Annotated in this window: 15 protein-coding genes; 9 read left to right on the plus strand and 6 right to left on the minus strand. The window is 61.8% G+C overall.

The window, feature by feature from the left end:
- Positions 1-167: 167 nt before the first annotated feature.
- From C6366_RS06470 to C6366_RS06480, 3 genes are read right to left on the minus strand one after another with little or no spacing between them, the layout of a single operon-like run.
- Positions 168-1,373 (minus strand): efflux RND transporter periplasmic adaptor subunit, encoded by a 1,206-nt coding sequence (locus C6366_RS06470; protein ID WP_107736527.1) that lies wholly within the window; start codon positions 1,371-1,373, stop codon positions 168-170.
- Positions 1,374-1,408: 35 nt separating this feature from the next.
- Complete coding sequence (locus C6366_RS06475; RefSeq protein ID WP_107736528.1) at positions 1,409-3,772, minus strand: ABC transporter permease; 2,364 nt, start codon at positions 3,770-3,772, stop codon at positions 1,409-1,411.
- Between the two features lie 31 nt (positions 3,773-3,803).
- On the minus strand, positions 3,804-4,463 hold the full coding sequence (locus C6366_RS06480; protein ID WP_368731478.1) for an ABC transporter ATP-binding protein: 660 nt from the start codon (positions 4,461-4,463) through the stop codon (positions 3,804-3,806).
- A gap of 524 nt (positions 4,464-4,987) precedes the next feature.
- Here C6366_RS06480 and C6366_RS06490 point away from each other — a divergent pair.
- From C6366_RS06490 to metW, 3 genes are all read left to right on the plus strand, one after another.
- Complete coding sequence (locus C6366_RS06490; protein ID WP_107736531.1) at positions 4,988-5,941, plus strand: GyrI-like domain-containing protein; 954 nt, start codon at positions 4,988-4,990, stop codon at positions 5,939-5,941.
- A gap of 538 nt (positions 5,942-6,479) precedes the next feature.
- A complete protein-coding gene (locus C6366_RS06495) occupies positions 6,480-7,673 on the plus strand; it encodes a homoserine O-acetyltransferase (protein WP_107736532.1) in 1,194 nt (397 codons plus the stop codon).
- Positions 7,670-8,323 (plus strand): methionine biosynthesis protein MetW, encoded by a 654-nt coding sequence (gene metW, locus C6366_RS06500; protein WP_107736533.1) that lies wholly within the window; start codon positions 7,670-7,672, stop codon positions 8,321-8,323. Before C6366_RS06495 ends, metW begins: the two co-directional genes overlap by 4 nt.
- A 4-nt stretch (positions 8,324-8,327) precedes the next feature.
- On the opposite strand, the gene C6366_RS06505 is transcribed toward metW, so the two are convergent.
- From C6366_RS06505 to C6366_RS06515, 3 genes are all read right to left on the minus strand, one after another.
- Complete coding sequence (locus C6366_RS06505; protein WP_233248415.1) at positions 8,328-9,011, minus strand: ABC transporter ATP-binding protein; 684 nt, start codon at positions 9,009-9,011, stop codon at positions 8,328-8,330.
- Positions 9,012-9,200: 189 nt separating this feature from the next.
- Positions 9,201-10,379, minus strand: coding sequence for an ABC transporter permease (locus tag C6366_RS06510; RefSeq protein ID WP_107736535.1), 1,179 nt, complete (start codon positions 10,377-10,379; stop codon positions 9,201-9,203).
- Positions 10,376-10,966, minus strand: coding sequence for a DUF2318 domain-containing protein (locus tag C6366_RS06515; protein ID WP_107736536.1), 591 nt, complete (start codon positions 10,964-10,966; stop codon positions 10,376-10,378). Before C6366_RS06515 ends, C6366_RS06510 begins: the two co-directional genes overlap by 4 nt.
- A gap of 349 nt (positions 10,967-11,315) precedes the next feature.
- Here C6366_RS06515 and C6366_RS06520 point away from each other — a divergent pair, with 349 nt between their 5' ends.
- From C6366_RS06520 to C6366_RS06545, 6 genes are read left to right on the plus strand one after another with little or no spacing between them, the layout of a single operon-like run.
- The gene (locus C6366_RS06520; RefSeq protein ID WP_158269677.1) at positions 11,316-11,891 is read left to right on the plus strand and encodes a Na+/H+ antiporter subunit E; all 576 of its coding nucleotides are present in this window, start codon (positions 11,316-11,318) and stop codon (positions 11,889-11,891) included.
- Positions 11,892-12,164: a monovalent cation/H+ antiporter complex subunit F gene (locus tag C6366_RS06525; RefSeq protein WP_107736538.1), complete on the plus strand. Its 273-nt coding sequence runs from the start codon at positions 11,892-11,894 to the stop codon at positions 12,162-12,164.
- Positions 12,161-12,481: a monovalent cation/H(+) antiporter subunit G gene (gene mnhG, locus C6366_RS06530; RefSeq protein ID WP_107736539.1), complete on the plus strand. Its 321-nt coding sequence runs from the start codon at positions 12,161-12,163 to the stop codon at positions 12,479-12,481. The genes C6366_RS06525 and mnhG overlap by 4 nt, the downstream gene beginning before the upstream one ends.
- Before the next feature lie 3 nt (positions 12,482-12,484).
- On the plus strand, positions 12,485-12,730 hold the full coding sequence (locus C6366_RS06535) for a hydrogenase subunit MbhD domain-containing protein (protein WP_028571201.1): 246 nt from the start codon (positions 12,485-12,487) through the stop codon (positions 12,728-12,730).
- Complete coding sequence (gene mbhE / locus C6366_RS06540; RefSeq protein ID WP_107736540.1) at positions 12,727-13,029, plus strand: hydrogen gas-evolving membrane-bound hydrogenase subunit E; 303 nt, start codon at positions 12,727-12,729, stop codon at positions 13,027-13,029. The genes C6366_RS06535 and mbhE overlap by 4 nt, the downstream gene beginning before the upstream one ends.
- The gene (locus C6366_RS06545) at positions 13,026-13,496 is read left to right on the plus strand and encodes an MnhB domain-containing protein (RefSeq protein ID WP_233248416.1); all 471 of its coding nucleotides are present in this window, start codon (positions 13,026-13,028) and stop codon (positions 13,494-13,496) included. The genes mbhE and C6366_RS06545 overlap by 4 nt, the downstream gene beginning before the upstream one ends.
- Positions 13,497-13,498 lie beyond the last annotated feature (2 nt).

Genomic DNA, 13,498 nt, shown 5'->3' on the forward strand with positions numbered 1-13,498 from the left:
TATAAAATTAAACGTTTTTTTGACAAAAAAGCAGAGATATCAGTAGGGTCTTACGCAAAGGGCCAGGTTAACATGCAGAAATTATTGCGGAAAAGGCTGGATTTGGCGCGATGCGGTTAAAGTCCTGCCTGAAGCTCGCGGCCGGGTGCGAAGGGACCGGGTCGGACTCATCCGCCACCATTGCCGCGTAAACGGACCCGGGCACCGTCATGAAGCCCGCGGTCCGGATGGACGACCACGGTTTCGCCTTCCTCGATTCCGGAGATGATCCGCGTCCAATAGCCTCCGCGTTGGCCCGGCTCCACGATCCGCATCCGGGCCCGGTCGTCCCGGACCGTAAACACGGCCCAACCGTCGCCATGGCGAAACAAGGCGCTGGTCGGCACCCGGAGCACATCTTCGGCCTCCCAGAGCAGGAACCGGGCGTTGACCCGGTACCCGTGGCCCAGTCTGATCCACTGCTCCGGTGGCGAAGTCAGGTCCACGACGACCAGCACCCGCTGCTCCTCCACGCCCAGAGCCGAAACCTTGGTGAAGCCCACCGGTTCCACCCGGCGCACCCGGCCTTCCAACGGTTCGGGACTGCCCCACCGCTCCAGCAGGACCCGCATCTCCGGCTCCAAGCGCACGGCATCCGAGGACAGCACGTCCACCTCCACTTCCAGCGCGGCCGGATCCCCGATCTCCAGGATCGATTCTCCCGGCTGAACCACCCGGGCGCTTTGAAAGAACCGGTGCAGCACCCGACCGGAAACCGGAGCCCGCAGCTCCACCAGCCCTTCCGCGTCTTCCCGGTCGCGACCGGAATACCGCAGTGCCGTTTCCGCCGCCTCCAGGTCGAACTCTGCCGTGCGCACCCTGAACAGGGCCGAGCGTTTCATGGCCTCGGCCCGGTCGGCCTCGGTCTCAGCCTGTTCCAGCTCGCTGTGGGAAATCACTTCCTGCCCGGCCAACCGTCGCAACCGCGCCAATTCGCTCGCGGTGCGATCAGCCAAGGAGGCGGCCGCGTCCAATTCCGCCTCGGCCATGGTCATCACGGCTTCGGCGGCCCGGATTCTGGCCCGGGCTTCGGCCTCGGCCCGAACGTCCAGGGTCGTCGCGGGCAGGGCCCCGAGCACGGCGACCACCTCGCCGGCTTGCGCCTCGTCCCCCACTTCCCAGGTGATCCGGCGAACCTGGGCCGCCAAAGGCGCGGAAATCACGTACCGGTCCCTGACCCTGGTCCGCCCTTCTTCTTCCACCACGATTTCCACCCGCCCCCGGGAAACCTGTTCCGTGTCCACCAGGATGGGTGAGGGACGAAAGCCCAGGGCCAGAAGCACGGCCCCGGCGACCACCGCCAGAAGAATCAGGATGCGCTTGCGCCAGTTCATGAGGGCGATTCCTTTTTTGGGTTGATGAAAAGACGTCAATCCCTGGTCTTGAGTACGCCGATCAGGTCCAGGTTATTCAATCGCCTGGCCACCACCAGCCAGGACAGGGCGCTGGCCGCCAGGATGGTCGTGGCCGCGAAGGCGAAAATACGCGGCTCAAGGATCATCGGGATGCGGTACAGTTCCGAGTCGATGCCGTGGACGATGTAGGCGATCAGCCCGATGCCGATCAGAAAACCCAGGGGGATGGCCATGACGGTCATCAAGGCCAGCTCGCCCAGCAGGATGGCGCCGACCTCGCCGCGGGTGAATCCCAGGACCCGCAGGCTGGCCATTTCCCGGGAACGTTCGGTCAACGCGATCCGCGCGCTGTTGTAGACCACCCCGAAGGCGATGCTACCGGCCAGCAGCGTGCTGAAAAAAGCGAAGGTAAGTACGATGTCGGCCATGGAATCGTAGAAGTTGCGGATGGCGGTTTGCCGGTCCGTGACGCTGGCCGCCCGGGGCGCGTCCTTGAGGGCGCGGACCGCCTCGCCGCGCAGCTCGGGATCCACCGCCAGATAGGCGCCGGATACGGCCGGGCCCTCCCGAAGCATGCGGTTCAGGGCGTCCAGGTCCATATAGGCCGCCGAACCGGTGAACTCGCGCACGATTCCGGCCACCGGGACCTCCAGGCGCTCCCGGCGGCCTTCCAGGAATTCCACCTCCACCATGTCTCCGGGTCCCACGACCAGAACATCGGCCAGATAATCGCTGAGCACCAGCCCGTGGTCCGGCAGGGCGACCACGTTCAGCCGGTCGTCCAGGATGCGGCGCAGGTCGCTGTCCGGCTCCAGTCCCTGAATGCTGGTGCGGTGGGTTACATGGCCGCGATGCAGCCGCACCCCGGCGATGCGCATGGGCTCCACCAGCGTCACCCCCGGCAGGGCCGCCAGCTCGAACAGGACCCGCCGGGACGTGGGTTCGACAAAGGTGACCATCAGGTCGTCGCGTTGGGCCAGGCCGTACTGCACCTTGATCAGGTAGTCCACGGACCCTTCCTGAAACCGACCGACCATCAGGATGGCGCACGCCAGGCCGATGCCGGCCACGGACAGCAGGGTCTTGACCGGTCGACGTTCCATGTTCCGCAGGACCATGCGCGAGGTCTGGCCCAGCAGACGCCGCGCGCCCAGGCGTTCCACCAGGGCGGTGCGAAAAATCGGCGGCGGTTCCGGACGCATGGCCTCGGCCGGCGGCAGGCGCACGGCTCCGCGCAGGGCGAACAGCGCTCCGAACAGACCGGCGGCCAGGGTGACCAGGGCCCCCAGGGCGGCTACTCTCGGGGAAAGGTGGTAGTCCAGGTAAGGAAAGCGGAAAAAGGTGCGGTAAATCTCGGCCAACTGCTGTCCCAGCCAGCCACCGGCGGCCATGCCCAGCACCAGTCCCAGCAGAGAGATCAGCAGGACCATCTGGGCGTAGTGCGTTCCGATCCGCGCATTGGAGTAGCCAAAGGCCTTGAGAATGGCGATCTGCTCGCGCTGGGTGCTGATCAGCCGGGTGAAGACCACGTTCAGCAAAAAGGCGGCCACTCCCAGAAAGATGGTCGGAAACAAAGTGGCCATGGTGGCCAGCTGGTCCAACTCCACGGAAAGATAGCGATGGGAAAGCTGGTCCTCGCGGCCCACGGCCCCCTGCCCGCCGTAGGGCGCCAGCAGGAGGTCCAGATGTTCCAGCACGTCGCCGGTCCGGGCGTCGCGGGTCAGGGACAGGACCACGTCGTTGAAGGCCCCGTCCATGTCGTAGGCTGCTGCCAGGGCGGCGCGGTTCATCCAGAAGATGCCGTGCCGCTCGAAGTCCGGGAACAGGTCTCCAGGCTTGAGGTGGTAGATGAATTCCGGGGACAGGGCGATGCCCACGATGGTCAGTTCCTGACGTCGGCCGTTGATGATCGCGGCCAGGGAGTCGCCGGGCCGAAAGCCGTGGGCTTCGGCAAAGGCCTCGCCGATCACGGCTTCCCGGTCCCGGCCGGGCCGGGGCAGCCGCCCCTCGCGCAGATGCAGCCGGTTCAGCTCGGCGTTGCGCCCGTCGGGCAGGGAGAGAAACAGCCCGGTGGCCGGGTCATGGTAGTCGGGAATGTCCAGGTTGGCCCCGGCCAGAATGCGCGTCTCCACGGTCTGCACGCCGGGTATGGCCCGGATCTGCTCCTCCAGGGAGATCGGAGCGCGTTTCAGGGACGCGAAAACATGGCTGAACCGGTAGTCCCGGTAAAAGGCGTCCCTGGTCATGGTCAGGGATTCCAGGCTGGTCAGGGACATGATCAGCGTGGCCACCCCGCCGGCAATGACCACGGCGATGGCCAGGGCTTGGCCGCGCATCCCCCAGAGTTCACGGAGCAGCTTGCGGGTCAGGGAGCTCATTTTGGGGCTCACTTGGGGGCTCATGAGCGACTCACCAGGACAGCTCCCGAGGTGCTTTCTTGTCCCGGTTCACCACCACCGAGGCGATTTGCCCGTTGCTCAGGGAAATCACCCGGTCGGCCATCCGGGCGATGTCCGCGTTATGGGTGATCACCGCGGTGGTCGTGCCCAGGTCCTGGTTGGCCCGGTTCAGTGCCTCCAGCACGGCGATGCCGGTGGAAGAATCCAGGGCCCCGGTGGGTTCGTCGCAGAGCAGCACCTCGGGGCGCTTGGCAATGGCCCGGGCGATGGCCACCCGCTGCTGCTCGCCGCCGGAAAGCTGGGCCGGAAAATGATCCAGCCGCTCGGACAGCCCCACCAGGCTCAGGGCGTCCTCCGGAGTCATGGGGTCCGTGCTGATTTCCGTGACAATGGCCACGTTTTCCCGGGCCGTCAGGCTGGGGATCAAATTGTAGAACTGGAAAACGAAGCCTACGACCCGACGGCGAAACAGGGTCAGCTCCCGCTCCGTGGCCTGAACCAGATCCAGCCCCTGGCAACGGACCGTGCCACTGGAGGGCCGGTCCAATCCGCCCAGGATGTTCAGCAGCGTGGACTTGCCGCTCCCCGAAGGCCCCAGCAGAACCACGAATTCACCGCGGTACAAGTCCAGATCCACCCCACGCAAGGCAAAGACCTCCACCTCGCCCATGCGGTAAATCTTGGTCAGTGCTTCGGCGTGGAACACGACCCCGGCAGCTTCGGCAGCTTCCGAGGCTCTCGACTTTTCCGGCGTGTCAGTATGTTTCAAGGAGGACATGATCGCTCTCATGGTTCGTGGATGCCAAGGGAGGGCAAACCGGCGATTTTTTCACAACGCCGGACAAACTTGTTCTTGAGCCCAACATGTCGAAATCGAAATCGGAAAATATTGCGTCCCGTCTTCGTTTTTCGGCCATCTTGTTTGAAATAACGTTCAACTTCAATCCCGACTTCGATTACGATTACGGTATAGCCCACGCATCAACCAAGACAAATCAGACGTAAGCACATATCTCCCCTGGGCCAGTGGCTGGGCTGGTTTATCTTTGGCCTTGGATGGTGTAGCAGCGGGCTTTTTCCTGAATCCCGCCCAGAAACTGCGCTAAGTCATTTAGCCTCACGGACAAGGCATGAAAAGCCATCCGTGTTTCAGCTTCGAAGCGCTTGCGGGCGAATCTTTGAGGCCTCTTCCCCATGACGACCAAACCCGCCATATCCACGACCCCGGTCACCCTCCTGGACTACCGCAAGCGCATTTGCGAAGCCATGAACTACATCAACCAACATTTGGACAGGGATCTTCCCCTGGAAGAGATCGCCCGTTCAGCAGCGTTCTCCTCTTTTCATTTCCACCGCATCTTCACCATCCTCACAGGCGAAAGCGTGGCCGCCTTCACTCGACGACTACGCCTGGAGCGGGCCGCGAACAAACTTGAACAAGCGCCTCACCGCGGCATCACGGACATTGCCCTGGAATGCGGTTTTTCCAGTTCCCAGAACTTTGCCAAAGCCTTTCGCCAGCGCTTTGGCCTCAGTCCCTCCTCCTACAGAAAAAGCAAGCAGGGAAACACTTTCGGCAAGCAGGGAAACGCCTCTTCGCCCGACTCCCCTTATGCTGCGGGCATGTTGTTCACCGGAAGCCTTTTATTTCATAACCCCGCAAACGAGAAGGAGTTGATCATGGAAGGAAGCATTCAGGAAATGCCCGCGTACCGCGTGGCCTACGTCCGCAAGCTGGGCGCGTACGGACACGAAACCTGCGAAAAAGCATTCGGGGAACTGATGGCCTGGGCAGGGCCTCGCGGCTATTTGGAATCCGGAACCGTGCTCGGAGTTTACTGGGACAACCCGGAAGTCACGCCGCCGGACAAATGCCGCACGGACGCCTGCATCAGCCTGCCCGAAGGAACGGTACCCGACGGCGGCCCCGGTCTCCAAACCCTGCGCGGCGGCCCCTATGCGGTGTGCCGTTTTGAAATCGCGGACACCGACTTTCAAATGGCCTGGCAGGAAGCCTTCAACTGGTTCATGGAAAAAGGATACGCCTGCGACGACGGCCCTTGCTACGAACGATACCACAACAATCCGGGAGATCACCCCGAAGGCAAATGGATCGTGGACATCTGCATTCCACTGAAACCCGCCTGATTTCTCGAGTACCGGGCACAGAATCCCTACATTCCAACATAATCAAAGCCGGGGATGTCGCGTGGCGGCCCCCGGCTTTCATTTTGCCGCAAACCCCGCGCCGGATGCCCGGCGGCCATGCCGCATACCGTTTTTTCCGCGGTTCTTGACATGCGTCCGAAAAGCGCTAGTTTTCCCCCATCCCATGTTTTTCGGGGAATTGCCGCCATGCGAATCACACGTTTTCTCCACGCCTTCCACCTACCGCGACGGAACGCCCCCACGCCGCGAAGTATCCTCATGGATGCATCATTATGGTGCATGGCCAGGGCCTGAGAGCACCCGTAGCGTTCAGGCCCCTCCTCCCGGTATGTGATCCTCCTTCGCTCGGACATTTTTCACGATCCGAGCGCTTTTGTACGCAAAATTGACGACACGGGCCGCGAGCCGAGGTTTCGAAGCGCTCATATCGCTCAACCATGGAGTCGAGTCTTGCCGGTGCGCCCCAAACCGGGAATCCGGCCGTGACCCCGGCCACGCGCCAAATTTTGGAGTCATCATGACGCAGATTGTCAAACGTCCGGAAACCCTTCCGGAAATTCGACCACCCGAGGTCCGGCGGCTGGAACCGGTTCGGACCCAAACGGTCACCTTCGAAGGCCCCGGAGAAACCCTGCACCTGGAGTCCGGCCAGACTTTGCACCCCGTTACCGTGGCGTATGAAACCTATGGCCAACTGAACGACGCACGGGACAACGCCGTGCTGGTCTGCCACGCCTTGTCCGGGGACGCCCACGCGGCTGGGTATTACGGTCTGGAAAAGGATGAGAAGCCGGGCTGGTGGGACGTCCTGATCGGGCCGGGCAAGCCGCTGGACACGGACAAGTACTTCGTGATCTCCAGCAATTTCCTGGGCGGGTGCAAAGGCACCACCGGGCCGTCCAGCATCAATCCGGCCACGGGCAAGCCGTACGGGCTGGACTTCCCCTTTTATACGGTCAAGGACATGGTCCAGGTTCAACGTCGACTGCTCAAGTACCTGGGCGTGCCCCGGCTGCTGGCCGTGATCGGCGGATCCCTGGGCGGGATGCAGGTCTTGCAGTGGGCCATCAGCTTCCCGGAAATGGTTCGCGGAGCCATTCCCATCGCTACCACGGCCCGCCTCTCGCCCCAGGCCATCGCCTTCAACGAGGTGGCCCGACAAGCGATCATGAGCGACCCGGACTGGAACGGAGGTGACTACTCCCTGGACGCCCAGCCGGAACGAGGGCTGGGACTGGCCCGGATGATCGGACACATCACCTATCTTTCGGAGCAGGCCATGCTCCGCAAATTCTCCCGCCGCTACATCAACGGCCAGGGGCGTACCTTCTGCCTGACCAAGGACTTTCAGGTGGAAAGCTACCTGCACCATCAGGGGTCGAGCTTCGTGCGCCGCTTCGACGCCAATACCTATCTCTACATCACCCGGGCCATGGACTACTTCGACCTGGAGGCTGCCTACGGTCGTCTGTCCACGGCTTTTTCCGGCTGCCGCTGCCCGTTTTTGGTCGCCTCCTTCACCAGCGACTGGCTCTTTCCCCCGGAGCAGTCCCGGGAGCTGGTCCAGGCCCTGCGCCGGGTCGGCCTGGACGTGTCCTACTGCAATATCGAAAGCGACCAGGGCCATGACGCCTTCCTGCTGCCCGGCCATCGCATGGGCGACGTGGTGGCCGGTTTTCTGGAGCGCCTGACCAGGATGGCCGCGTCATGAACGCCCATCGCGTCACCCCCCAACAGGTGGATTGGAGCCGCAGCCGTCCCCGGGACCGGGCCCTGGACCGGTCCATCATCAGCCTGACGCCCCAGGGGGCCAGGGTTCTGGATCTGGGCTGCGGCAACGGGGATCTGCTGCTGCGTCTGAAAGCGGATCGGGAAGTGGAAGAACGCGGAGTGGAGCTGGAGCCGGGGGCCGTGGCCGAGTGTCTGAGCCGCGGCCTGTCCGTGATCCAGGCCGATCTGGAGGAAAGCTTGACTGACTTGCGGGAAGGGGCCTTCGACGTGGTGGTGCTCAACCAGGTGCTTCTTGCCACGGCCCGGCCGCTGCACCTGTTGACCGAAGCCCTGCGGGTGGGGCGGCGGGTCCTGGTCAGCTTCCCGAACTTCACCTACTGGCGGATACGCTCCCAGATCGTGTTCAAAGGCCGCCTGCCCGTGAACCCGACCCTGCCCTACCAATGGTACGACACCCCGAACATCCGCCTGGCCACGGTCAAGGACTTCCGGGCCCTATGCCAGGATAAGCGCTGGAAGGTGCACAAGGAACTGTTCGTCAACCTGGACCGCCAAGACCACCCCCGAACGGTCCGCTTCTGGCCGAACATGCGCGCCGCGCTGGCGCTCTTCGCGCTGGAGCGCGGCTGATCATCTAAGGACGTCCCGACTCGCCCAGCAACCGCCCGTCCGCGAGGCGCAAAATGCGCCCCGCATGCCGGGCGTTTTCCTCGCTGTGGGTGACCATGACGATGGTCCGGCCCTTGGCGTTGAGGCGGACGAGCAGGTCCATGACTTCGCCCCCGGTCTTGCTGTCCAGATTGCCGGTGGGTTCGTCGGCCAGGAGGATCGGCGGGTCGTTGACCACGGCCCGGGCAATGGCCACCCGCTCCTGTTCGCCGCCGGAAATCTCGCTGGGCAGCCGTCGGGCTTTCTTGTCCAACCCCATTTCGGCCAGGGCCGACAGGGCCCGCTCCTCCTTGCGCTTGCGGGGCTCGGAGATCACGGCCAGGGGGATCATCACGTTTTCCAGGACATTCAGATAGGGCAGCAGGTGGAAGCTCTGGAACACGAAGCCCAGGTACTCCCTGCGGAAGTCCGCCCGCTGATCCTGGTTCAGATCGTAGATGTTCAGGTCGTCCACGGTGAGGGTTCCGGACGTGGGGGTGTTCAGCGCGCCCAGGATGGACAGCAACGTGGACTTGCCCGAGCCGGACTGGCCCATGACCGCCACGAATTCGCCGGTGGCGATGCGCAGACCGACCTTGTCCAGGGCGGTCACGGCGGCCTCGCCCTGGCCGTATTGTTTGCTTAAATTAGTGGCGATAATGTCGCTCACGAAGTTTTCCTCATGCATTTTATGTAAAATCGCTTGAAATCGTTCATTTTCAACAGAGCATATTCACAAGCAGTTCAAAAACCACGATGGCAAGGCGCAAAAAGCAATCAGGACCGAAGCGTATTGCTTCATACGTGAGGGGTTGATCGCTTTGGGCAACGCAGCCAGCGGGAATTTTTCAGCAGCTTGCTACATCGCCCTCAAGGCCTCGTTGGGATCCATGCGCGAGGCCATCAGGGCCGGGTAGACGCTGGCCGCCAGGCCCACCAGCACGGCCAGTCCGATGGCCAGAACGGGCAGCAGCGGATCGCCGTGGGTGGCGTGGTGCGCCAGGGATGCGTCCACCTCGCCGATGATGAACAGGGGCAACGTCAACCGCGTCACCACCAAACCCAAAAGGTAGCCAAGAGCCCCCCCCACCAGGGAGAGAATCCCGGCCTCCAAAAAAATGATCCGCATCACGTGCCCGCGACGGTAGCCGATGGCCCGGAACACGCCGATTTCTGACGCCCGCTCGCGGACGTTGCCCATCATGGAGACCAGGACCATCAAGCCGGAAACCACGATGACCACGCCGCAGACGCCGTAGGCGAACTTCTCAAAGTGATCCATGGCCTGCATCCGGCTTTCCACCACCTGCTGGATGGCCATGACCTGGGTGTTCGGCAGGGCCATGGAGATGTGCTCCACCATTTCCTCGATGGGACAGCCGTGACACAGGGCCGCCACTTCGGCCATGGACACCAGCCCCTCCTTGTCCAGAATGCGCTGGGCCGTGCGCAGCGGGGTGAACAGCAGGTGATCGTCCTGGGATCCGGACGGTTCAAGGACCCCGGAGACCGTCAGTTCGTCCGCCTCCACTCGCAGGACATCGCCGGGACCGAGGGACAGGAGGCGGGCCGCTTCCGCTCCCAGCAGGATCTGGTTTTCGAGATCGGGAACCGTTCCCATGACGCGCCACCACGGCTTGAGTACCGCCGCGGCGGTGAAGTCCAGACCGGCCAACAGCACGTTGTGCCCTTGGGCCTGAACCACGCCCAGGACCACCGGCCCCAGGGCGGCGATATTCTGGCTGTAGGGAATGGTATAAACCTGTTGCAGCTCGTCCTCGTGGATCTTGCGCACGTCAAAGGACACGCCGCCCAGGGATATCCCGCCGTAACTCAGGGCCAGACTGTCGCTTTGCGGCAGGATGACGATGTTCGCCCCGTATTGCTCCAGTTGAAGCAGCATGTTCGCCGAGACGGCCTGACGCAAACCGAGCAGGGCGACCACCGTAGCCACGGCGATGAGCAGTCCGGTGAGCACGAAGGCGGCCTTGGCCTTTCTGCGCTTGATATTAGCGAAGGCGATGGAGTTGAGGTTCATCCGCGTCCGCTCCCTGGTCCGAAGTCGAAATACCTCCGACCTTCCAGCACGTCCCCGGCCCGGATGACCAGATCGCCCTCACGCGCCTGGCTGGCCAGGGGCGTGGGATTGCAGCCCCCGCGGACCTCCCCGATAATCCGGGACGGGAAGCGCATGCCGCAGTTGCGGCAGATCATCACGTCGCCATCCTGGACATAGCCCATGTCGGCCTGCCAGCAGACGTCGCAGGCGTCAAAAGCCGTGCGGATCATGCCGTCCGGGGTTCGCAGGACGAAATACCTGATGCCCACCCCGTCCTCCGTGCGCAGCACGAAATGCCTAGCCTGGCCGTCGGCGAACAGAGCCACGGAATGGACCAGGTCTCCGTTGACCGGCGTGACGAAAGTTGCCTCGGCGTTTGTGTCCTTTGGTCCGGAATGGGTGAACAGCAAGAGCAGAATCACCCCCGCGATCAGGATGCAGGCACCGAGCAGAATTTTTCGCGATGCCGGACTTCTTGATCCGGCCGACGACGAGCCCAACACCGAGGCCTTTTTGGCGGAGAGGCTTTGTTTTGATGAGGATTGATTGGGGGTATCTGACGTCATGGGACCTCCGAAGATGCTCGCGGATAAAGTTCAACTCGAATTCGGATAAAGAAGGTAAGGATTAGGCTTTGCGTTGGCAAGTCGAACAGTCCTACTGGACCACATATATCTTGGTAGCAAACCATTGATTGACCAATTATCAACAGCTTCCGCCCTCCACTTCGTATTGCCCCGTGCTACTTGTTCACGAAATCACAATCTCACCATCAAAAGCTGATTTTCCAGCTGATATTCTTGACAGCAAGCCCGTTGATAACATAGGAAGCATCCACCTTGTTCCAAAATGTGCAAAGTTGTCCTTGCAACGCAACCGTTCCTCTTTTTCAACCGGGTGTTTCCATTTAGCACAATGAACAACACATCCTTCTGGCTACGCCACCGCGGCCTGATCCTCCAGATCCTGCTCCTGTCGGCCATCTGGCTGATTCTCAGCGGCAGAACCGACGTCATCTACCTGTTTTGGGGAGCCATCTCCGTCGCCTTCGTCATCTGGCTCAGCGGCAGGCTCAACTCCATCCCCCTGGCCAAGGACGAACCCTGCGGCTCGACCCGGATCATCATCCCCAGGCTGATCGTCTACCTGTTCTGGCTGGTCTGGCAGATCATCAAGTCCGGGGTCTACGTGGCCTACGTGGTCCTGCATCCCAAGATGCCCATCGAACCAATGATCGTCCGTTTCACCTCAAAGCAGCCCAACGTTCTGGCCCGGGTCATCCTTGGCAACTCCATCACCCTGACCCCGGGCACCTTGACCCTGGACATTGACGACAATCTGTTCACGGTCCACGCCTTGACCCGGGACACCGAGGAGGATCTGGTCAGTGGCGACATGGAAGCCAGGGTGGCCCGGCTGTATATGCGGGAGTGTGAGAGTGAGGACATGTGCTGTGATATTGAACTGATCACTTCCGGACGGGGGAGATAGATGCAGACCTTTTTCATCACCATCGCCTTGGTTCTGTGCATTGCCCTGCTGATCCCGTTTTATCGGGTCTACAAGGGGCCGACGGTCTTCGACCGCCTGCTGGGATCCGCCGCTGTCGGAGCGAAGATCCTGACCCTGATCCTGCTCTTCGGCCTGATGTTCGATCGCCTGGACATGTTCATCGACATCTCACTGGGCTACGCCATCCTGAACTTCGTCGGCGTGATTGCCATGGCCAAATATTTTCGTTCCAGCGCGAGGGCCACGAAATGACCTTTCTTCAAGATGCACTGGCCGTGATTCTCGTCCTGGGCGGAACGTTCTTCATGCTCGTGGGCAGCATAGGCATCAATCGTCTGCCGGACTTCTTCACCCGGGCCCATGCCTCCGGGAAAGTGGACACCCTGGGGATATTGATGTTTCTCACCGGCCTAGCAGTATTCGAGGGATTCACCCTGAACGCGGCCAAACTCCTGCTGATCATCGTCTTCGTGGCCTTTACCAGCCCCGTCGCCGCCCACGCCCTGGCCCGCCGCGCCCTGCTCTACGGCATGAAGCCTTGGTACGGAAACCCTAAGAACGAGGGTTGATCCATGCATTGGATGATAGAATTCCTTCTTTTCGTAATCCTGATTGTTTCCGCGGTCGTCGGCCTCTCGGTTCGCAACTTGCTGGCCGCGGCGGTCATCTTGACCATCTTCAGCTTTCTCACCGCGGCGATCATGGTTTCCCTGGGGGCCATCGATGTAGCCTTCACCGAGGCCGTGGTCGGCGCGGGTGCCGTGGGTGTGTTCAGCATTGTCGCCATCCTCATGACATCAAGGAAGAGTCGAGATTGAAAACACTTCAATATTTCCTCCTTCTGGCTTTTCTGGGCATTTTGGTCATCGCGGTCACAAGCCTGCCGCCACGGGGCGACGTCACCGCTCCGGTGCATCAGCACGTCAACCCCGCGGGCACTCTGGTTGCTGGAACCTACTTCATCCAGCATGCCTATGAAGACACCAAAACCCCGAACATGGTCACGGTCATCCTCGCCGACTACCGAGCATTTGATACCATGGGCGAGGTCATCGTCGTCTTTGCCGGCGGGATCGCCTGCTTCTTCATTCTGAACGTCCGACGGAGGAAGCCATGAGCAGCGGAAACGTGGAATTGTGCCGCAAGGAAGCGGCCATGATGGCACCCACCGAGAGCCCTATCATCCACTTGGCCAGCCGGGGCATCTCCCCCGTTATTCTGCTCATCGGCCTCTACGTTTTTTTTCACGGCCACTACAGTCCCGGAGGCGGCTTTCAAGGCGGCGTGCTTCTGGCCGCGGCGATCTTGCTGCTGCGTTTAAGCCTGGGAACCTCCCTGTCCCAGCCGATCATGCCCTCCTGGATTACCCTGCGGCTCAGCGCCCTGGGGGCGTTGATCTTCGCGGGGATCGGCCTGGTGGCCGTTCTTTTCGGAGGCAACTTTCTGGACTACCACTTTCTCCCAATGCCGTGGCTCGATCCCGCCTACCTGCGCTACTACGGCATTCTGATGATCGAGGTAGGAGTAACCATAACCGTCATGACAACGCTCGTCTCCATCTACGACGACCTGTTAGGATGTTGACC

It is taken from the genome of Desulfonatronum sp. SC1 (assembly GCF_003046795.1).
Classification (GTDB): domain Bacteria; phylum Desulfobacterota; class Desulfovibrionia; order Desulfovibrionales; family Desulfonatronaceae; genus Desulfonatronum.